Raw genomic sequence first — 19,191 nt, 5'->3', positions numbered from 1 at the left:
GATTTAAGAAAAAGGAGATTCAAGTTTATGAAAACACTCAATCGACAATTCATTAATGGCGCGTTTGTCACTTCGCACGGGAAAGAAGTTATCGAAACATTTAACCCAGCAACAGGGATCGCAATTTCACAAGTCACGATGGCTGACGAGGTCGATGCTCAGAACGCGATTCAGGCGGCGAAGAAAGCATTTGAAGAATACAAATTTGCTCCGTTAAAAGTGCGGGCGGAGTACCTGCAAAGACTTTATTCGGCATTTGAAGCAGACAAGTCCCTTCATTTAGAACTGATGTTGCAGGAGTATAGTGCACCGAAGGCTTTTGCACAGTTCACGATCGAAGATGGTATTCAATTTTTTAAACGAGGAATTGAGCTTCTTGAAACTTATGAATTTGAAAGAAATTTGGGTGGGTCTTCTGTCTACTTAGAACCGGTGGGCGTGGCGGCCATTATCACACCCTGGAATGGAGTGCTCTGGTCCGTTTGTATGAAGCTTGCACAAGCACTCGCGGCGGGATGTACGGTCGTCATAAAGCCAAGTGAGTTCTCAGCACTTCAAGTTGACGCCATTGCTGAGACCATCCGCAGTGCCAATCTTCCAAAGGGCCTCGTTAATGTTCTTAATGGTCGCGGCGAAATCATTGGCCCTGTCTTAACTAAGAGCCCTGACGTCGCCAAAATCAGTTTTACGGGCTCGACGGTCGTTGGTGAAATTCTTATGCGTGATGGTGCACAAACAATGAAGCGCCTTACGCTTGAACTTGGTGGAAAATCGCCGACAGTTATTTTGGATGATGCCAAAGTGGAGGATGCTGTTTCATTTGCACTGCAAGCGGGGTTCATGAATAGCGGACAAGCATGTATAGCGGGAACCCGCATCCTTATTCCAAAAAGCCGCTACAGTGAATTTGAAAACGCTTTTAAAAAAGCCACAGAACAAATGATTGTGGGGGCAGGAAGCAAAGATTCAACAGTTATTGGACCCATGGTTTCAAAAAGACAATATGATCGCGTTCGATCTTATATTCAAAAAGGTATCGATGAAGGAGCAACGCTTCTTACGGGCGGGCTTGAAAGGCCCGAGAACTCTGGAAATGGGTATTTTATTAAGCCCACAATTTTCACTCAGGTTAAAAATTCGATGACTATTGCGCGAGAGGAAATTTTTGGCCCGGTACTTTCACTCATTGCTTACGATGACGAAAATCAAGCGGCTCAAATCGCAAATGACACAAATTATGGGTTGCATGCCTACGTCATTGGAAAAGATGAAGTGCGAGCGGCAAATTTTGCTCGAAAGATCCAAGCTGGTCGCGTGATGGTTAATAAATTTCAGGCGAACGCAGCTGCACCTTTTGGCGGATTCAAAAAATCAGGACTCGGAAGAGAGTTTGGTCCATTTGGTCTTGAAGCATTTTTAGAACCAAAAGTGGTCTTGGTTTAAGAAAACGGCTGAAACATTAAAAAATTAGAGTTCAAGGCCCATGGATTTTCCATAGGCCTTTTTTCTTTCTGGATTAAAGAAAAACTTAAGCTCAATTAAAAAGCGGAATTTTTCATGGAACTCGCAACCTGAAATAACGAAGCCTCTTTTAAGCTTAGGAATCAGGACGCCAGGGTTGTTGCCATGATGAATACTTGTGACAACTTGAAAGCCTTCCTTTTTGACCTCATCTAAAACAAACTCGAGCAGGCGAGAATAGATTCCTTTATTGCGGTACTCTTGAAGAACGGCCGAGTTTTTCATATAAAAAGTTTCAGCGTCAGTAGCATATCCAACATGCCATCCAATGGGTTCGCTGCCATCATAGACACCGACGAGTAGTTCCCAGGGAGCATATTTCTTTCGACGTTCTGAGATCAACTTTTGGTCTTCTGCCGATACTTCAAATCCGGGTTCAACAGTTCGGTTCGCGAAAACCTTGTTAAAATGAAGGTTTTGAATGCGGCTGAGTTCTTCACTGGAGATCAGTTTAAAGATGATCTTATTCATGAGCTACCTTGCTTCCGAAAATATTGGGATATTGAAAGAATAGTCTGTCCACAAAATCTTTTCCTTCATAACTAACAAGTAGATTAAACTGCTGTTTTGACACTTCGGCAAATGTATTTTCGTGGTCTTGCTGGTCTCCGCTAAAGACTTCCTCGCTATAGGGAGAGTGGTGAATAATTTCTCCGAATTGCTCCTGACAGTATTGATAATACTCTCTCGTGTGAAGAATAAATAAGTGCCAGATCTCGTCAAGATAGTCGATTTGCTGATTAAAAATGAAATCTTGAGTGAGAGCTCCGTCTTTGGTTGCAGTATGAATAAACTTGAGTAGACGGAGCAGATCGTTGAAAACCATTTCACCGAGTAAGTGAGAGTTACCAGGCACCATATTTTTTTTAATCATGGATTTAATAATAATAGTGTTCACTGGTAAGTCTCCTTGTCGTATTAAACTGGATCTTTGCCGCTGCCGTGAGATCCACCACCGCAAGTCAATTGCACTTCTCCGCTGTCAAGGCGTTGGTTATATTCTTCTAGATTTTGATTAAATTGTGATCCGTTGTTGTGAATCATTTGAATTTGAACGTCTGAAATCGAGCTCTCGTTGATATTCAAACCACGAAGCACGGTTCTAATGTTTTTGAAGTCTTTATTCGTCAGCTGACTAGCTTTTGCGTAGGGACTGATAGCTAGTAAAATAAGTGAGATTGTCAGTTTGCTTACTTTCAATGAGTTCATTGGATTTTCCTTTGTTTGGTCCGATTATTCGGATGCTTGTCCGTAATGCGACAACAATGCCACTGCTAAGTCCTCTATATTGGATTTGGCCGATTTTGTTCCAGAATTGGAGATTTCCTGGTCTCTGTTTAGGGACGTGAGGAGTTACTAAGTTTTTTTGTAGTTAACTGAGATCCTTTCGTGGCATTTTTTAGGCTCAATCTTCGAAATATGCTTCCCGTCACGCAATAAAGCATTTATGGTGGGCATTCATCACTATATAGAGGAAGTCCCATGAAGAATAAAAAATGGTTTGCAGTTAAAACACTTTACGTAACTCGCGCTGTTGGTCGTACAAAAGGCAAACAAGCTTTCGCGGAACTTCTTGAAGAGCGCGTTGTATTGTTCCAAGCAGCGAACGCAAACGCAGCAGCAAAAGCCGCTGAAAAAGATGCAAAAGACTACAGTGAATACACGTACCAAAACGTTGATGGCCAAGCCGTTCGCACTGAGTACTTGAATGCGTGTGACGTATTTGAACTTTATGAAACTCTTGAAAGCGGTGTCGAACTTTTTGCTTCAACTGAAGTTTTGACGAAAAAAGCTTCCAAAGCTGATTTGATCTCTCGTCGTCTTGGTAAGCTTGAAACAAACAGCACAATCAAAATGCGTAAGAGATTCATGAGCAAAGAATTGAGTTCTTACATCTAAGAATTCTTCAAAGCCTCGGAAGCCCCGAGGCTTTTTTCTATCCACAAAGGACCTATATGAAACTCGCCGACATCGTTCAAGTGATCGCCAAAGAACTGGGAACTTCTGACATCAAAGAAATCAATAAGCGCCTGAAGTCCGAGTCGGCAGTGAAGTTTCGTATTACTGGAAAAGCTTTGGGTCATTTTGGTTTCACAGGCCAAATTAAAAGCATTTCTGAAGAAGGCATCAAAGCTTTCATGGCAAATAAAGTATCCTTGATTCGCCTAGCAGATATCGAAACTTTCGAAAAAGCCAAACCTCGTGAAGAACGCCCAGTCCGACCTGCTAAAACACAGGTGGTCGCGCCGACGAAGCCAAAAGCTCCATCAAAAAAAACGAGTCATCAATTTGATGATGAGGATTTCGAAGATAGCGACGACCACGATGAATTTCGCGCGAAGAAACTGAAAGACGGGAAGGGTAAGTCTTCTAAAGGGAAAAGCGGGAGTAAATTTATTCCCAGTGGCAAAAAGTGATAAGTCTAAAACTTAAGCGGATCCTTTTCTTGAATCTTGTTTCGATTTGAAGGTCTTAATCGTTGAAATAAAGTGATCACCATACATACGCACTTTCGCGATTTTCTCGATGTCATGGTTAGTTTGCGCTACCGAAGTTCTGACCAACCATACAGGCCGCCGGCGCCGCTCGATGAGGCTGTGTAGGTGGATCCAGCAGGGACAACGCCCGAGGCATTGCACATGGCCGCTCCGTCGCTGTCGTTTACGAAATTGTAGTCAACAGTGACGCCATCAACTCGAAGAGTTGCAGAACAACGCTCTCCTGAAGCTCCGCTGTAAACTTGGACTGATACGTGAATGTCTTGTCCGGTATCGTTGACGTAAATCGCGTTGAGATTGCGTTGTCCCATCATAGAAACCCACTGTCGACCAGAAGGACCAGCTCCTTTACAGCCGACAATCGTTTTTGCCGTATTGGGGCTTGCCGGATCCATTTGCAAAGTTGTTCTGACTTTGATGGGTTTGGGTGGTCGTGACCAGGTTGAATCAAAATCAACAAGATATTCTGCCGTGTAGAAATTGTTTGTGCCTTGTAAATTTCCAAGCGTGATGGATCTTACTTTAAGTTGACTCGAGAGTCCGGAAACAACTTCGCCTCTTGTGATCAGAACAGGTGCGCCAACAGCTCCGCGAATAAGAATTCGATTGAAGGTAATATTGACTGCCGCCAAATTGTTGATGTTAATGACGGGAAGTGTTCGATGTGGAGCTTCGGAGGGGTCCGTCAGCTGGAATGTGCATACAGTTCCATCCGCCAAAGTTGAAATCATCAATTGTTGTAAATCGAGGGAGCTGAGTTTATCGGTAAGTGCTCTTGTTTCCTTTTGCTGAGAAACCACCAGGGAGGTAATGGCAAGTCCAATGATGGCCATAATTCCGGTGACGACCAGAACTTCCACAAGAGACATTCCTGCACGATTCTTAATATGAGACATCGGCATTACTTCGCGTCCTCCATATAAATAATTATCGGAGAATCCTCACGAAGCCTTGAGATATCACGAGAAGGATTTACTCCCCAATGGAAAGCAGTGAATCCTTCAGAATGTACGAAGCCGTAAGTTAACGCTTTAACAATAGACCTAACGTCTTGACGGCATTTTCGATTTCCGGTGTCCAGATGCGCCCGCAATTGATGCGGATATAGTTTTTGTATTTTCCATGAGCTGAGAAAATCACACCCGGTGCAATGCTAATCTTTTTAGCCGCTGCCGCATGATAGAGATCAATGGAGTTGTGCCCACGTGGTAACTCCACCCACAACATAAAACCAGCACCAGGCTGTGTCAGTCGTGTTCCCTCGGGAAAATATCTTAAAACTGCTTCCGTCATTTTATAAACTTGGGTTTGCATGAGCGGCAAAATATGTTTCAAATGGCGCTCGTAAGCTCCACTGGAAAGAAATTCTGCCATCACCAATTGCTGCGGGCGATTGGTTCCAACTGTACTGCTAAGTTGAATATTGCGAAACTGTTTTTCAAATTTTCCAGGCAAAGCCCAACCGACGCGGGCTGCAGGTGAAATTGTTTTTGAGAATGAAGAACAAGAAATCACCAGGCCCTCGTCATCAAATGCTCGAAGCAATTTGGGACGAATGCCAGAGAAGGCCAGATCCGCATAGACATCATCTTCGATAACTGGAATTCCATAATGCGAAATCATTTTGACGATCGAGCGTTTGCTCTCATCCGGCATAAGCGAGCCCAATGGATTATTAAAATTCGGCATCAAAAGAGCGGCGCTGATTTTGTGTTTTTTAAGAAGCGAATGAAATTCGTCGGGATCGACGCCGGTTTTGCTGTCAGCGGAAATCTCAATCACTTTCACGCCTAAACTTGCGACAGCTTGCAAGATGCCGAAATAATTTGGCGATTCAATTAAGAGTGTATCGCCCGGTTTCAGCACAGCTCTTAGAGCCAGATGCACGGACTCAAGTGCACCGTTTGTGGCATAAACTTCTTCTGTGCGAATGCGATTGCCAGTTCGTGAAAGTCTTTTGGCAACTTGTTGGGTAAAGCGGGGATGGCCGGGTGGAAACTGATACTTGGAATTGACATCTTTTTCTGTGCGAAGAATCGAGCGCATAATTCGCGCCACGGCTTCGTTAGGGTAAAGTTCAGGTGAAAAACAAGCGGCTCCAAGGGGTACAATTTTATCGTTGTTCGCAGCTTCAAAAAGATCAGAAACGATGTCGGGGATTTGCACCGGGGCCGCTTTTGTCTGCGTGAGATTTTCAGGACGAACAGCTTCGGTTGTCGCTGGGGCCGCAATATAAAATCCTGACTGAGCCCGGGCTTCGATCAAACCCCGTTTTTCCAAAAGCAAGTAAGCTTGCAAAACCGTGTTGATACTGAGACCAGAAACAGCACTCTGCTTTCGTACAGATATAACTTTCTCTCCGGTTTTCAGTAAGCCCGCTTTAATTTGCTTTTCAATATCCGTTGCCAACTTAACGTAGAGCTTTTCTCGATTTTCCATATTGAAGATTGTACACGGCTTTTCTTGAAACGCAAAACTGTACCCATTGAAAATGTATTAAACTGAATCTGTGCCCAATAGGTGTTTTTTGATAAATTACGTCTTAGGAGCTGAACGATGAAAAACAGTCATATCCTTCACCTCGATAAAGGCCAAATTTTTAAGAGTGAAAAGCAAGATATGGAGATCCGTTGTCTTGACGGCGTTCTTTGGATCACTCAGCCCGGTGATAGTCGCGATGTGATCTTGAATAAAGGTCAGTGCTATCTTGCAAAAAAATCTCAAGGACCGCTCGTCGTTGAGGCCATGAAATCTGCGCAACTGGAAGTTAAAGGAATGGTTCCGCAGATTTCATTTGTCCCAGTTCAGCTCGTTCGCTTTTAGGCTTTTCGTCGCCTAAGCATCTCATTCTCGTGTCTCAAATGTGAAGACCCATCGTAATCAGAGCCAAAATGAAGCATGCTGCAACCGTGCCGCACATTCGGACTGAAGTCTTACAATGTATTCAAGTTCTCGCATTAGGCCTCCGAATTATAATATATGAACCAGAGTGTGCGTTATTTATGGCAGTTCATAGTGGTAGTTGTAAGCGCTGTCGTGCTCACTGGGTGCGACTTTAAGTTCAGTTTAGAGAAAAATAAAGGGAACGAAGAGGCCCCATCGACGCCACCACCAGTGACATTTTCGGTTTTATTATCTTCTGCGGCTGTGTCGCCTCATGATGCTTCGACTATTTCTGTAACTGTCGATTTTGGCGGAGTCTCGGTAACCGGATTAACTGCTGGCGATTTTGTTGTGACGAATGGAACTGCGACTAACCTGGTTGATAACGGCGGCGGCAATACTTATACCTTAGATCTCAATCCATCGGGCTCGGGGAGTTACACGACGACGATTCGTTTGCCAGCATCTTCTGCGAAAAATTCTTCTGATGAAAACAACGCCGCTTCAAACACTTTGTCTTTCACTATTGATGGTTCAGGGCCAACACTTGCAATCACAGGTCCCGCCATCACTTCAGGTAGCAGCGCTACAAACTTCGTTTATACAGTCACTTACACCGACGCCGCAACTGTCAACTTGACGAATGGTGATATCACTTTAGGTGGAACCGACTCAGCAGGTTGCAGTGCTGTTGTGACAAATGGAACAACGTCGACAGCAACGGTGACGGTGAGTGGTTGTACGGGTGACGGGACAGTTAATATTTCTGTCGGCGCCAATACTGCGCAAGATTCTTTCGGTAATCAAGCAGCTGCCAACGGTCCATCATCAAACGCGACCGTGAAAAATGCATTCATCGCGACATTTAATACGAATCTCACTGAGGGCGGTTCTTCAGCGAATACAGATGTGGCGATCCCATTGGTGAATTGGGTCGGATATGATTTTGATATTTACTGGGGTGATGGCACCAGCGAGCATATCAGCACTCCAGGCGCCGGTGGTACAGTTCTTACTCATACGTATAGTTCACCTGGAACTTACGATATTAAGATGAAGGGAAGTAATCTCCCGACTTTTCAATTCTGTAGCGGTACTGACAAAATGAAAATCACCGACGTTAAGCAATGGGGAACCAACGCTTGGTGGAAACTCGAGTTCATGTTTGCTGGTTGTAAGAGTATACAGATATCTGCGACAGATTCTCCGGTGTTAACCGCATTACACTCGACGGGATTCAGAGCAATGTTCCTAGGAGCCATTAATTTCGACAGTGCTATCGGACACTGGGATACGTCGAATGTTCAAGATATGAGTAATATGTTTTTGGGCGCCACCGCATTTAACAAAGCTATTGGTACATGGGATGTTTCAAACGTCACAACTATGAGAGCGATGTTTAATGGAGCCGAAGCCTTTAATCAAAATATCAGTGCTTGGAACACATCGAACGTTACGGATATGGGTATCATGTTCATGGGTGCTAAGGCTTTCAATTCGCCTCTCAATAGGTCAGGAAGCTCTTGGGATACATCGAACGTCACTTCCATGTTCGGTATGTTTGAGGATACAGATGCATTCAATCAAGACATCAAAGACTGGGTGTTTTCTCCAGGTCTAACGGAAATGGATCAGATGTTCTTAAATGCAGCCAGCTTCAACCGAGATCTCAGTTCATGGAGTCTTCCTGTGGGAGTCAGCCACAATCTATTTGATAACGGCGCGACAAGCTGGGTTCTTCCGAAACCTACATTCCCTTAAACTAGCTTGAGAGGGGCTTGGCCTTGCTTAAAACGGAGGGCGCATCTGTTACGAAACTAACAATCGACTGACAAAACTCGCTAGCTGTATTTAAGTCTCAAAGTGAGACGAGACGTTAACGAGCAAGATCCGTGAAATTCCTCAATACCTTCATCAACTTAAAGAGTTAAAGCCGGAATAAAAGCGGCGGCCGAGATTGTAAATCGTTGGCCAAATACCTGCAGTGTTTCTCAGAATATGAAAAACACATTTAATGTTTCCCAAGCTTTGTTGTCTATTTCTTTAATCCTTTCTTTGGGAGCTCCGGCACATGCCCAAATGGTCTGCGAAGACTTGTTTGGTCCCGGCTCTACAGTTGAGAGTGTTCTCAAGAATCAAAACTATAAAAAGCCAACTTTGATTGAAGCAGAATTTGCGGGCCGCATGCCACCATTGGCGGCAAAAGATCAATTGCTTGAGGAAATTAGCAAAATTCAAAAGAAAGACCCGGAACTTGCGCGCTTAATTAATGAAGCTCGCCGTGAAAAGGATCGTGGGCAGTCCTTAAAAGTTGATACTTCGAATTTGCCAACTCCAATGATTCTTTTCCTTGAGGGTACTTACGCAAAAGTAGTGGGAGCTCGTGGTCTCTCACGTCCATTTATGACTTTTGAAGCCAAAGATCCTCAGACTCTGGTAATTCATCACATGGGTGACAAATTTCCATTGATGGTTCGTTGGAACTCCAACATCACGGAAGTTGCTCCGGTGACTTCTATTAAAGTCGGAGAACAAATTTATCAGCTTCTTGAAATTCCTGCTTCTATGACGTCTGCGAAAGCTCTTTCGAATATTCCAAAGGCTTCTATTTATAGTCTTATCTCTGGCAGCGCATTGAATAAATTTATCGCCAGCAATGATTCTCCGATTATGACGGTTGCGTCCCTGCTACATGAAGGTCGCCTTGTTTTTGATCGTCCTACTCAGGTGGAATCTAAAGAAGTCCGTAAAATTTTGGATGAAAATGAGAGACTCCGCGCTCGCGTGCGTTCGCTGCTCTTTATTGCCCCTACGGCAAGCGGTAAAACTCGCGTATTAGGGGATGCTATCGTCAATAAAGTACTCGCGAAACAAGATCGAAAACTTATTGTCCTGACAACTAAAACTCCGGACCTTACAGCAGATCTTGCCAAGGCTATCGGTTCACAGCTGCATTCGGAAGTCGGTCCAAAAAATTATCGCCTTATCCAGTGGGGCGGTAAGTTCTCTGAAGAAATGTCACTCACTCAACTTTTAAAATTTGTGGAAGCTTCGGATGTACCAGTTGTCTTGGTTACCAGCTATCCAACGATCGCTGCTCGTGTGTCGTCAGAGACCGCCAAGTCATCTCTTTTTCAAGCTTCTCGTGGGCTCTTTATCGATGAAGCACACAATGCCACGGGTGATACATTCACTGGTATGATGAGAGCGGCTCTCGAAGTCGCAAATAATGACCGTCGTTCTGGAAATATCCTGCAAGGTCTCGACATCTTTGGTGTGACGGCATCTCCGATCACACGCACGCAGCGTACGGCTGAACTTTTTGATGAAAATTTTTGGGCTTCGGTTGATTCGCCGGGAATGTGGGCACGAAAAGTTTTAACTGCGGCTCCAGGACAGAAAGCCTCTGACAGCGCTCTAGAGTGGCTGCGTATGTCGGAGCAATACAATAAAGCCCGTGATCGTGGTGAGATTAATGCCGCTGATGCAAAATTCTATAAACCAGAGGAGCGTGGCTTTAAATTTGCGACGATCTTTAAACGTGCAGAAAAAGGAACTTCTTCAAGTGTTAATATCGAACGCCTGAAAGAAATCTGGCCAGACGTTGCCACAATGATTGAAGGCCATGGGCCTGGTGTGATTCACACTTATCCGCGTGATGCGGAAATCGTAGCCAGTACTCTTTCTGCTTTGACCGGCAAAAACTTCGTCTCTCTACAAAAGATGAGTGCCGAACAACGTGGCCTGGTCTATGAAGCGTTTAAAAACCAAACTCCATATAACGGGAAAAATGTGGATGCTATCGTCGGAACCATCCGCGAAGGTTTGGATTTCCCGCAGGCAGGTTGGTACTTGTCATTTAAACAATACGTAAAATTCCCGGAGAATATCCAAGGCCCAGGACGCGTGGTGCGTTTGGCTTTGAATAAGTTAAATCCCGTGATTATCTTCTTTGGTCATGAAATCGATAAAGTGAGCTATCAAGATGCGCGCGAATTGGTGATGACTCGCTTGGGTCGTTTGCCAGGTAAGTTGCCCGAAGGCCGTCTGTATTCTGGAATGCGCCGCGAAGGCCTGCGCCCGGAAATGCAAAAGGCAATTGAAAATCTCAATCTTTCGATGGAAGCCTTGATGCGTATGCATTATGCCGTAGCGAAAGATTTGGGAAATCGTGAGTCGTTGGTTCCTGAAAAAGTAACAGAAATGCAAAGTATTATTCGCGACATGCGCCAATCAGGAGACAATCGCGAAATCACGAAGGCTCTGGATAGTTTTGTTTTTGAACTTCACACTTATCCATTCTTTACAGGTCAGTTGAAATCAACATTTGCACTTGCAGATAAATTGATTTCCCTTGAGAAGGCAGGCGCTGCTGGCGCAAATAAACGCAGCCGTTTGTCAGAACGTGAACTTGCGATTTTAAATGATCCGGCAATGATGGAGCTTGTGAAAGAATTCCGTTCGTTCAGTGCGAGCATAGGCCCTGTACCACGTAACATTTTAAGTACAATGGATTTAAGGCTTCTTAATGTTACGGAAGTTGCAAATGCAACGAATGCATTTGTTGCAAGATTCAACCGAGCTCCTTTTGTTGTGAGCGAAAGTCCAATCTCATTACCGGAGCTTTTACGCCAGTCGATGGCTATCTCGCCTCAAGGTATTTGGCGCAATCTTTCTGCTCAAGCGAAAACAGTGATGGCTTCCCAATTTAGCGAGAGAAGCAAGGTCAGTTTTGAAGAGTCGTTAAATGACTTCGTTGTTGCTTATAAAGAATTGCCAAAACTCGAAGTGGACATGATCGATAACAATACTCGCGATGTGGTTGATAATCTCAGCACCAAACTCGCAGAGGAGCTTATCGAACGCTTGCGCACAGGTGATATTGAAGTTTCAGCCTTGAAACCGGAAGTTTTAGGAAGCCTGGATCGCAGCGACTTGTTCGCAGGTCTAGGGGTGCGAACAGTGCAAAACATTCGCAACCTGAAATCGGACTTACAATCATCTGATGTGGGTGGATACCTCCAAAGACTTGTTCATGAAGGTTTGCTGACTTACGAAGGTCTCTCAAGAACAGGTGACTTCCGTATCCTTCAAGTCATAAAAGAAATGTCGGAGAAGGACCGCGGTGGTGCAAGTACAGCTCGTAAACTTAAGAATGCAATCGAAGAAGCTCTCAAAGAGTTGAAATAGAATTGAAATGAAAAAAGGAAATAAAAAAACCGAAGTTTTCCACTTCGGTTTTTTTATATCTAAAATTTGTTAACAGGTTTAGTTCGGGCAGCCGTAAGCTTGTTTTTGTCCTGCATTGAGTTCAAGTTCGGCTCGGATCTGATATTTACGGATGCGATTCATAAGGTTTGTGCGATTTGGCTCCTGAAGAGGGTACCCATTCAACGTTCGATCCCAATACGAAATCGCTTTTTCCGCACTGATTCCGCAGAAAGTTCTCAGAGCAATTGCCGCCACATAACCTGAAGCATGTGCTCCGTTATTGCAATGAACAAAAGTTTTTTCTTTTGATGTGAAGCTCGCATGAATAGCTTCGAGAATGCGATTCATATCAGCGGGAGCGCGAAAGTCCTTTGAGCCGCGATAGCGAATAGTGCCGCGACTGCATTCAACCGTCTTGTTAGCTCCACCGTAAAGTGTATAAGCTTGAGTGAAGCCACGCTCACAAAGACTCATCAGATCTGCGTTGCTAAGTGGCTTTCTTTGTATCACTCCGCCGCGGCTTAAAAGTCCATTCAAGATTTTTTGTTCATTTTTGATCTCCGCATGGGAAGTCAAAGAGACAAAGCTTAATGTTAAAAGCATCAGGTTTCTGATTTTCATGGTCCACCTCTATTTTTTGCACCCTAAGGTGATCTGCAGAATCCGGACCGGGATGTTGGGGAAATAAACCCATTTGGGCCGCTAAGTCTTTGCCAGTTACGACAATTTAGGGCACAGTCGGCTCATGCTTTATCGTTTTCAGATCGAATTATCAGACGTAGACCGCGGAGTGTATGAATCTCTGGATTTTCGGGTGGCGCAACATCCGTCAGAGACTTATCCGTATATGCTCAGCCGAGTTTTGGCGTTTTGCTTGACCTATCAAGAGGGACTTGAGTTCACGCCCGGTGGGTTAGGCGATCCCGATGCGCCGGCATTACGTAAATTGGGCCATCTCAATTCCATAGATGTTTGGATTGAGATTGGAAATCCGTCGGCACGAAAACTTCATAAGGCAGGTAAGTCGGCCAAGGAAGTTTTGGTTTTTACGTATAAGAATCCTGAAGTGCTTCTCAGTGAAATTCGTGGAAGTGATGTGCATCGTGCGAATGAACTGCAAATATCCGCTTTTGATGCAAAATTTCTAGATGTCCTTGGTGATAAAGTTGAAAAGAACAACCGTTGGTCTTTGTTGGTTCAACAAGGACAGCTTGACCTTACCATTGACGACCAGACCTATTCGGGTGAAGTCTCGAAGGTGACTCTTTAGGAAATTGTCATAGAACGGCTGCGTGAACTAGATTGCTCTCTGACAGATGTGTTCTTTAAAAAAATAAGACAGTTTTGCGATCGAAAATTTCTCGGCTCAGTTACGATAACCTATGGACTTAGTACGAGCGACTGCCGAGGGGCTTTATTGCGCACAAGGTGATTTTTTCGTCGATCCTTGGCGACCTGTCAAAACGGCAGTGATCACGCATGCTCATTCTGATCATGCTCATTGGGGCAATCAAATCTATTATACCTCCGCCAAAAATGTGGCGCTGATGCATAAGCGTTTGGGGAAGGAAATCACTCTTAAGAGCTTTAATTACGGCGAGAAATTTAGATTAGGTCAGACGTGGGTGAGTTTTCATCCGGCAGGGCATATTCTGGGCTCTGCACAAGTTCGTATTGAATACAAAAACAACGTATGCGTAGTTTCAGGTGATTTTAAACGCACTCCCGATCCTTCGTGTGATCCTTTTGAAGTGATTCCTTGTCAAACTTTTGTCTCCGAGGCCACGTTCGCCTTACCCGTTTATAAATGGGACAGTGGCGAAGTCACCGCCAAAAAAATATTTGATTGGTGGCAAGCAGATACCGAACGACCGAGTTTGCTATTTTGTTACGCCTTAGGAAAAGCCCAACGAGTGCTCGCCGAGCTGATGCGTTTTACCGATCGCAAAATCTACCTTCATGGTGCGGTTGAGGAAATGACAGAAATTTACCGAGACAGCGGAATTAAAATGCTTCCGACAGAGCTGGTGACAGCGCAACCTAAGGGCTATGATTTTAAAGGTGATCTAGTACTTGCCCCACCTTCAGCTCATCGTTCGCTTTGGATGAAGCGCTTTAAAGACCCGCAGACCGCATTTGCTTCCGGTTGGATGCAAGTCCGCGGAACACGCAGGCGCAAAGGTTATGAAACTGGCTTTGCATTATCGGATCATGCCGACTGGAACGAGCTTTTACAAACCATTCGCGAAACCGGAGCTAAAAAAATATTCCTAACTCACGGGCGGACGGATGTCTTAGCTCGCTATTTAGAAGAGCAAAATATCACAGTGGGGCTGTTCGAAACCGAGTATGAAGCGCAAGAGGAAGCGTCATGAAAGCTTTCGCGAGACTTTTCGATGAGCTTGATATGACAACCTCAACAAATGAGAAAATAGCTGCACTTAAAAAATATTTTCAAAAGGCGGACGCGCAAGATTCGATGTGGGTGCTATTACTTTTAACTGGCAGAACGCCCAAGAGAGTTTTAACGGCCCGGGATTTACGCAATATTTTTCTCACAAGCACAGCTTTTCCCGAATGGCTTTATGATGAAAGCTACGAGCATGTCGGAGATACGGCCGAGACTTTAAGTCTTTTAGCGCACTCTTTAGAACTTTGTTTGCAAGAATCGAAAGGTGAAGGCGAGTCGTTGGCCGATTGGATGGAGCTTGAGATTCCAGGACTTGCGCAGATTCGTGATGAAACTGCACAGGGGAAAAAATTATTGTCCTGGTGGAGGAATCTCACAACGCAAGAAATTTTTATTTTAAATAAATTGATCACAGGTGCCTTTCGCGTGGGGGTGAGCGAAAAATTGGTGATTCGAGCTTTAGCTGAAGTTTACAATCTCCCCTCAGATCAGATTGCACACCGCTTAAGTGGCAAGATTGGACCGGGCGAAGACTCGTTTGCCAAAATCATTTCGCAAGAAGCTCCTGAAAAAAACTACAGTCAGCCCTATCCGTTTTGTCTGGCCCATCCTTGGAACGAAAGAAGTGAAAGAGACTTTGTCGCGGCCGATTGGTGTGTGGAGTGGAAATATGATGGGATTCGCGCACAAATTATTCGGCGTGAGGGACAGATTTGGATTTGGTCGCGGGGAGAAGAGCAGATCAACGATACATTTTCTGATGTCGTCGAGATGGCGAAATTCCTTCCTGATAACTGTGTGATTGATGGGGAAATTTTAGTTTATAAAAATAAACGCATACTTCCGTTTCAAGAACTGCAAAAAAGATTAGGCCGCAAAAAAGTCTCGCCCGCAATGATAAGTGAGCGTCCCGCTGGTTTTTTCGCCTATGATTGCTTGGAACACGAAGGAGCGGATTTAAGAATTTTGCAACTCAAAGAGAGAAAACAAGTTTTAAAAAGTGTTATTAAAAAAGTTGCTCATCCGCAAATGGTATTTTCTCCCATCTTAGAGGTTCGCGATAGCAAAGACCTGGACGAACTGAGATCTCAAGCCCGCTCCCATGATGCTGAAGGACTCATGGTGAAACTGTGGAGCGGAACCTATACGGTGGGACGAAAAACAGGGAACTGGTGGAAATACAAAGTGGACCCTTTAACTCTGGATGCTGTTTTGCTATATGCTCAAGCCGGAACAGGTCGCCGTTCGAATTTATACACAGACTATACGTTTGCATTGTGGAATGAAAAAAAAGAACTCGTGCCCTTCGCCAAGGCCTATTCAGGATTGGATCAGGCAGAGATTGACGAACTGGATGCCTGGATCCGGCGGCACACCAAAGAAAAATTTGGCCCGGTCAGATCCCTCGAGCCTTTTTATGTTTTTGAAATTGGTTTTGAGGGAATGGCCGAGTCCACTCGTCACAAATCAGGAATTGCCGTTCGCTTCCCAAGAATCCTCCGTTGGCGCAAAGATAAAAAAGTCGAAGATGCCGATACACTGCAATCAGCAAAAGAACTTTTACAGGCGGTTTTAAAGCATGAATGAGCTGGAACCCATCTTTAAGTTTTTTAAGAATCGCGGATGGAAACCTTTTCCATTTCAGGAGGAGGCGTGGAAGGCTTTTCTCGAGGGTGAGTCGGGACTCTTGCATATTCCAACGGGCTCCGGAAAAACTTATGCGGCGGTGATGGGACCAATGGCGCGTTTTCTTGCGCAACCAGGAAAAAAAGGACTGAAAGCTCTTTACTTAACTCCTTTGCGCGCATTGACCCGTGATTTGGAATTGGCTTTAAATGAACCTATCAAGCAAGAAAATTGGTCTTTTAAAATAGCTTCGCGAACCGGCGACACGTCGTACTCACAAAAGAAATCACAATTTAATAATCCGCCAGATCTTTTACTGACAACTCCGGAGTCATTGGCGGTCATGATTTCTCAACCAGAGGCGGAAGAAATCTTTTCCCAGTTACAAGTCGTGATCTTGGATGAGTGGCATGAGCTTATGGCCAGTAAACGGGGGAGCTTGTGTGAGCTTTCGCTTTCTTATTTGCGCACGGTGAATCCGGAACTTCAAACCTGGGCACTGAGTGCTTCGATCGGAAATTTGCAGGAAGCTGCCCAAGTTGCAGTTGGTCGCAGTCAAGAACCCCGGATTATTTCAGGAAGTTCTGATCGAAACTTGGCATTAGATTGTTTGCTGCCAGAAAAAATTGATCGTTTCCCATGGACGGGTCATCTCGGATTGGTTTTACGGGAATCTTTAGTGGAAGAACTTGATCCGGAAGTATCGACATTGATTTTTACGAACACGCGTTCACAGGCAGAGCGATGGTACGAAAATATATTAACGCTTCGGCCAGAAATGGAACCGGTGATGGCACTTCATCACAGTTCCTTGGATCGGGAGGAACGTGAAGCTATCGAAGAAGGGGTGAAGGAAGGCTCTTTGAAATGGGTTGTCTGTACTTCCTCTTTAGATTTGGGAGTGGATTTTCAACCGGTGGAGCGCGTGGTGCAAATTGGCAGTCCTAAAATGATTGCGCGTATGATTCAGAGAGCAGGGCGCTCGGCCCATCGGCCCGGCGGTAAAAGTCGTTTGCTGTTCGTGCCGACCAATTCCTGGGAGATCCTCGAGCTGGAGGCTGTTAAAAAAGCCATCAAAGAAAAACATATTGAATCTCGAAAGCCGCTTAAAAAGCCGATTGATGTTTTGCTTCAGCATATGATGACGCTGGCCTGTGGACCTGGTCTGCGCATGGATGAATTGTCACTGGCGCTCAAGGAAACTTATTCTTTTAATGAAATCACTCATGAAGAGTTGCAGTGGTGTCGTCGCTTTCTGACCTCAGGTGGCGAAACACTGAAGGCCTATCCTCAATTTCGTAAATTGGAAATGGATGAAGAAACTGGCAAGTACCGACCGGCTGATGCCAGAATTGCAAAGCTTCACCGTATGAGCATAGGCACAATTGCTTCAAGAGAAAGTGTGCAAGTGAGTTATACCAATCGTTCCAAGATTGGTTCTGTCGAAGAGTCATTTATTTCCAAACTTCGGAAGGGAGATATCTTTCGGTTTGGAGGTAAAAAACTTGAATTCGTGATGCTCAAAGATATGACGGCTTATGTGCGGGCGAGTAAAATGCCGACAAATGCGATTCCTTCGTGGGACGGCGGACGATTTCCAATATCTGAAACACTGGGCGAAGCTTTTCGTGAAGTCTTGAATGAAAAACATCCGGGTTTGGACAAATTCCTGTCACCACTTCTACAAACGCAAAGAAAGATGTCAGTTCTTCCTTCTCCGGATGTGCTTTTGATGGAAACCTGGGCGTCCAAGCAGGGTTCGCACCTTTTCGTTTATCCTTTTGAAGGACGATCCGTCCACGAGGGACTCGCGCAACTCTGGGGCTATCGCTTTGCACGCCGCGAACCCACGACATTTCAATTTTCGCTAAATGACTATGGATTCGAAATGATCGGGCCCGAGGGTTATGACTTTAAAAAGCTATTTGATGCGGATTTTTTTTCTGATGATCAACTAGTTGAAGAAATTGGGCAGTCGTTGCAAATCGGACAATTAAGCCAACGGCAGTTTCGAGAAATTGCCAAGATTGCGGGCTTGGTTTTTACTGGATACCCGGGTTCGCCGAAGACAGGTCGGCAAATGCAAATTAGTTCTTCGTTGTTATATGAAGTTTTTCGCAAGCATGAACCCAATAATCTTCTGATTCGCCAAAGTTTTGATGAGGTTCTAGCAAACTCATTGGAGAGCGGCCGAATGCGGAAAACTTTGCAGCGTCTTTCACAAATGGAAATTCGCTGGGTGCAGTTAGAATCTCCATCACCATTGTCCTTTCCCTTGGTCGTCGAAACCATTGCGACCAGCAATATGTCCAACGAGACCTTTGAAAACAAAATTGCGCGTCTTAAAAAATCTTGGGAAAAACAAAATACCAAATCGGGGAGAGATCATGAATCTTCTCCTTCACGATGAAAAATTCGAGCTCTTACCAGAAAAAGCTCTTTATTGGCCCCAAGAGAGAGTTTTAACTCTGTCGGATCTGCATTTGGGAAAGGCGGAAAGTATCCAAGCGGCGGGTGTGCCAGTTCCGTCTGGAACACATCAAGTTGACCTGCGTGTGCTGGAAAGAGTTTTAGAAAAATATCCGACAGATCATGTGATTATTCTGGGTGATCTGGTTCATAACCGGAACAGTTGGAGTTCAGAGATTTATAACGATATCAGAAATTTTCTCCTGCAATATCAAGAAATTCATTGGACGCTGATTTATGGTAATCACGAAAAGGGGTCTTTGGAAAAACTGCGAACTTTGCCATTTCATTTGCAGCAAAATGATATTCAAATTGGCACCTTTTTATTTTCCCACGGGCATCATCGTTCCTCATCAAAGTACTTTGAAATTCAAGGACATGTTCATCCGCAGGTCAAATTAAGGCAGGGACCTTTGCAGATGACCTTGCCATGCTTTCACCTCCAGGAAAACCAATTGACGCTCCCAGCATTTGGCTCATGGACGGGCGGTTACACCATACGTCCCAAAAAGGGCGATCGCCTCTTCGCTATCGCCCAGGATCATATATTCGAAGTGCGTGATGCGATCTAAC

At 44.7% G+C, this 19,191-nt stretch carries 17 protein-coding genes; 11 read left to right on the top strand and 6 right to left on the bottom strand.

What is annotated here, in order from left to right; all coding sequences use genetic code 11:
• Positions 1-27: 27 nt before the first annotated feature.
• Positions 28-1,443 carry an aldehyde dehydrogenase family protein gene (locus ACLWOR_RS15280; protein ID WP_413941642.1) on the top strand — a complete coding sequence of 472 codons (1,416 nt, stop codon included), beginning with the start codon at positions 28-30 and terminating at the stop codon, positions 1,441-1,443.
• A gap of 24 nt (positions 1,444-1,467) precedes the next feature.
• Here ACLWOR_RS15280 and ACLWOR_RS15275 read toward each other — a convergent pair whose 3' ends face one another.
• The 3 genes from ACLWOR_RS15275 to ACLWOR_RS15265 are packed head-to-tail and all read right to left on the bottom strand — an operon-like array spanning position 1,468 to position 2,730.
• Positions 1,468-1,992 (bottom strand): GNAT family N-acetyltransferase, encoded by a 525-nt coding sequence (locus tag ACLWOR_RS15275; protein ID WP_413941641.1) that lies wholly within the window; start codon positions 1,990-1,992, stop codon positions 1,468-1,470.
• Positions 1,985-2,419: a hypothetical protein gene (locus tag ACLWOR_RS15270; RefSeq protein ID WP_413941640.1), complete on the bottom strand. Its 435-nt coding sequence runs from the start codon at positions 2,417-2,419 to the stop codon at positions 1,985-1,987. The genes ACLWOR_RS15275 and ACLWOR_RS15270 overlap by 8 nt, the downstream gene beginning before the upstream one ends.
• A gap of 20 nt (positions 2,420-2,439) precedes the next feature.
• Positions 2,440-2,730, bottom strand: a complete 291-nt coding sequence (locus ACLWOR_RS15265; RefSeq protein WP_413941639.1) for a hypothetical protein — start codon at positions 2,728-2,730, stop codon at positions 2,440-2,442.
• Positions 2,731-3,003: 273 nt separating this feature from the next.
• Here ACLWOR_RS15265 and ACLWOR_RS15260 point away from each other — a divergent pair, with 273 nt between their 5' ends.
• Both ACLWOR_RS15260 and ACLWOR_RS15255 read left to right on the top strand, forming a co-directional pair.
• Positions 3,004-3,420: a DUF4288 domain-containing protein gene (locus tag ACLWOR_RS15260; RefSeq protein WP_413941638.1), complete on the top strand. Its 417-nt coding sequence runs from the start codon at positions 3,004-3,006 to the stop codon at positions 3,418-3,420.
• A gap of 56 nt (positions 3,421-3,476) precedes the next feature.
• Positions 3,477-3,938 carry a hypothetical protein gene (locus ACLWOR_RS15255; protein WP_413941637.1) on the top strand — a complete coding sequence of 154 codons (462 nt, stop codon included), beginning with the start codon at positions 3,477-3,479 and terminating at the stop codon, positions 3,936-3,938.
• A gap of 128 nt (positions 3,939-4,066) precedes the next feature.
• Here the strand turns inward: ACLWOR_RS15255 and ACLWOR_RS15250 are convergent, their stop codons facing one another.
• Positions 4,067-4,915, bottom strand: a complete 849-nt coding sequence (locus ACLWOR_RS15250; RefSeq protein ID WP_413941636.1) for a type II secretion system protein J — start codon at positions 4,913-4,915, stop codon at positions 4,067-4,069.
• 127 nt (positions 4,916-5,042) lie between these two features.
• Positions 5,043-6,458: a PLP-dependent aminotransferase family protein gene (locus ACLWOR_RS15245; protein WP_413941635.1), complete on the bottom strand. Its 1,416-nt coding sequence runs from the start codon at positions 6,456-6,458 to the stop codon at positions 5,043-5,045.
• A gap of 117 nt (positions 6,459-6,575) precedes the next feature.
• On the opposite strand from ACLWOR_RS15245, the gene ACLWOR_RS15240 reads away from it, so the two are divergent.
• The 3 genes from ACLWOR_RS15240 to ACLWOR_RS15230 all read left to right on the top strand — a co-directional run bounded on the left by ACLWOR_RS15240 (position 6,576) and on the right by ACLWOR_RS15230 (position 12,092).
• Positions 6,576-6,842: a DUF2917 domain-containing protein gene (locus ACLWOR_RS15240; RefSeq protein WP_413941634.1), complete on the top strand. Its 267-nt coding sequence runs from the start codon at positions 6,576-6,578 to the stop codon at positions 6,840-6,842.
• A gap of 156 nt (positions 6,843-6,998) precedes the next feature.
• Positions 6,999-8,663 (top strand): BspA family leucine-rich repeat surface protein, encoded by a 1,665-nt coding sequence (locus ACLWOR_RS15235; protein WP_413941633.1) that lies wholly within the window; start codon positions 6,999-7,001, stop codon positions 8,661-8,663.
• Between the two features lie 237 nt (positions 8,664-8,900).
• Entirely contained in the window at positions 8,901-12,092 is a 3,192-nt protein-coding gene (locus ACLWOR_RS15230) for a DEAD/DEAH box helicase (RefSeq protein WP_413941632.1), read from the top strand.
• A gap of 78 nt (positions 12,093-12,170) precedes the next feature.
• On the opposite strand, the gene ACLWOR_RS15225 is transcribed toward ACLWOR_RS15230, so the two are convergent.
• The gene (locus ACLWOR_RS15225) at positions 12,171-12,734 is read right to left on the bottom strand and encodes a hypothetical protein (protein ID WP_413941631.1); all 564 of its coding nucleotides are present in this window, start codon (positions 12,732-12,734) and stop codon (positions 12,171-12,173) included.
• Positions 12,735-12,858: 124 nt separating this feature from the next.
• Here ACLWOR_RS15225 and ACLWOR_RS15220 point away from each other — a divergent pair, with 124 nt between their 5' ends.
• The 5 genes from ACLWOR_RS15220 to pdeM all read left to right on the top strand — a co-directional run bounded on the left by ACLWOR_RS15220 (position 12,859) and on the right by pdeM (position 19,190).
• Positions 12,859-13,383: a YaeQ family protein gene (locus tag ACLWOR_RS15220; protein WP_413941629.1), complete on the top strand. Its 525-nt coding sequence runs from the start codon at positions 12,859-12,861 to the stop codon at positions 13,381-13,383.
• A gap of 112 nt (positions 13,384-13,495) precedes the next feature.
• On the top strand, positions 13,496-14,488 hold the full coding sequence (locus ACLWOR_RS15215) for a ligase-associated DNA damage response exonuclease (protein ID WP_413941628.1): 993 nt from the start codon (positions 13,496-13,498) through the stop codon (positions 14,486-14,488).
• Positions 14,485-16,110: an ATP-dependent DNA ligase gene (locus tag ACLWOR_RS15210; protein WP_413941627.1), complete on the top strand. Its 1,626-nt coding sequence runs from the start codon at positions 14,485-14,487 to the stop codon at positions 16,108-16,110. The genes ACLWOR_RS15215 and ACLWOR_RS15210 overlap by 4 nt, the downstream gene beginning before the upstream one ends.
• On the top strand, positions 16,103-18,559 hold the full coding sequence (locus ACLWOR_RS15205) for a ligase-associated DNA damage response DEXH box helicase (RefSeq protein WP_413941626.1): 2,457 nt from the start codon (positions 16,103-16,105) through the stop codon (positions 18,557-18,559). The genes ACLWOR_RS15210 and ACLWOR_RS15205 overlap by 8 nt, the downstream gene beginning before the upstream one ends.
• A complete protein-coding gene (pdeM, locus tag ACLWOR_RS15200; RefSeq protein WP_413941625.1) occupies positions 18,537-19,190 on the top strand; it encodes a ligase-associated DNA damage response endonuclease PdeM in 654 nt (217 codons plus the stop codon). Before ACLWOR_RS15205 ends, pdeM begins: the two co-directional genes overlap by 23 nt.
• The last annotated feature ends 1 nt before the right edge of the window (position 19,191 follow it).

Source organism: Bdellovibrio sp. HCB2-146 (assembly GCF_047345725.1).
Lineage (GTDB): Bacteria > Bdellovibrionota > Bdellovibrionia > Bdellovibrionales > Bdellovibrionaceae > Bdellovibrio.
The sequence above is the reverse complement of the archived record's forward strand: the minus strand, read 5'-3'. Positions and strand labels throughout refer to the sequence as shown.

Excerpts from the sequence above, each read along its gene's own strand:
- ACLWOR_RS15280 (WP_413941642.1), top strand. The coding sequence starts at position 28 with ATGAAAACACTCAATCGACAATTCATTAATGGCGCGTTTGTCACTTCG.
- ACLWOR_RS15275 (WP_413941641.1), bottom strand. The coding sequence starts at position 1,992 with ATGAATAAGATCATCTTTAAACTGATCTCCAGTGAAGAACTCAGCCGC.
- ACLWOR_RS15265 (WP_413941639.1), bottom strand. The coding sequence starts at position 2,730 with ATGAACTCATTGAAAGTAAGCAAACTGACAATCTCACTTATTTTACTA.
- ACLWOR_RS15260 (WP_413941638.1), top strand. The coding sequence starts at position 3,004 with ATGAAGAATAAAAAATGGTTTGCAGTTAAAACACTTTACGTAACTCGC.
- ACLWOR_RS15255 (WP_413941637.1), top strand. The coding sequence starts at position 3,477 with ATGAAACTCGCCGACATCGTTCAAGTGATCGCCAAAGAACTGGGAACT.
- ACLWOR_RS15250 (WP_413941636.1), bottom strand. The coding sequence starts at position 4,915 with ATGTCTCATATTAAGAATCGTGCAGGAATGTCTCTTGTGGAAGTTCTG.
- ACLWOR_RS15245 (WP_413941635.1), bottom strand. The coding sequence starts at position 6,458 with ATGGAAAATCGAGAAAAGCTCTACGTTAAGTTGGCAACGGATATTGAA.
- ACLWOR_RS15240 (WP_413941634.1), top strand. The coding sequence starts at position 6,576 with ATGAAAAACAGTCATATCCTTCACCTCGATAAAGGCCAAATTTTTAAG.
- ACLWOR_RS15235 (WP_413941633.1), top strand. The coding sequence starts at position 6,999 with ATGAACCAGAGTGTGCGTTATTTATGGCAGTTCATAGTGGTAGTTGTA.
- ACLWOR_RS15230 (WP_413941632.1), top strand. The coding sequence starts at position 8,901 with ATGAAAAACACATTTAATGTTTCCCAAGCTTTGTTGTCTATTTCTTTA.
- ACLWOR_RS15225 (WP_413941631.1), bottom strand. The coding sequence starts at position 12,734 with ATGAAAATCAGAAACCTGATGCTTTTAACATTAAGCTTTGTCTCTTTG.
- ACLWOR_RS15220 (WP_413941629.1), top strand. The coding sequence starts at position 12,859 with ATGCTTTATCGTTTTCAGATCGAATTATCAGACGTAGACCGCGGAGTG.
- ACLWOR_RS15215 (WP_413941628.1), top strand. The coding sequence starts at position 13,496 with ATGGACTTAGTACGAGCGACTGCCGAGGGGCTTTATTGCGCACAAGGT.
- ACLWOR_RS15210 (WP_413941627.1), top strand. The coding sequence starts at position 14,485 with ATGAAAGCTTTCGCGAGACTTTTCGATGAGCTTGATATGACAACCTCA.
- ACLWOR_RS15205 (WP_413941626.1), top strand. The coding sequence starts at position 16,103 with ATGAATGAGCTGGAACCCATCTTTAAGTTTTTTAAGAATCGCGGATGG.
- pdeM (WP_413941625.1), top strand. The coding sequence starts at position 18,537 with ATGAATCTTCTCCTTCACGATGAAAAATTCGAGCTCTTACCAGAAAAA.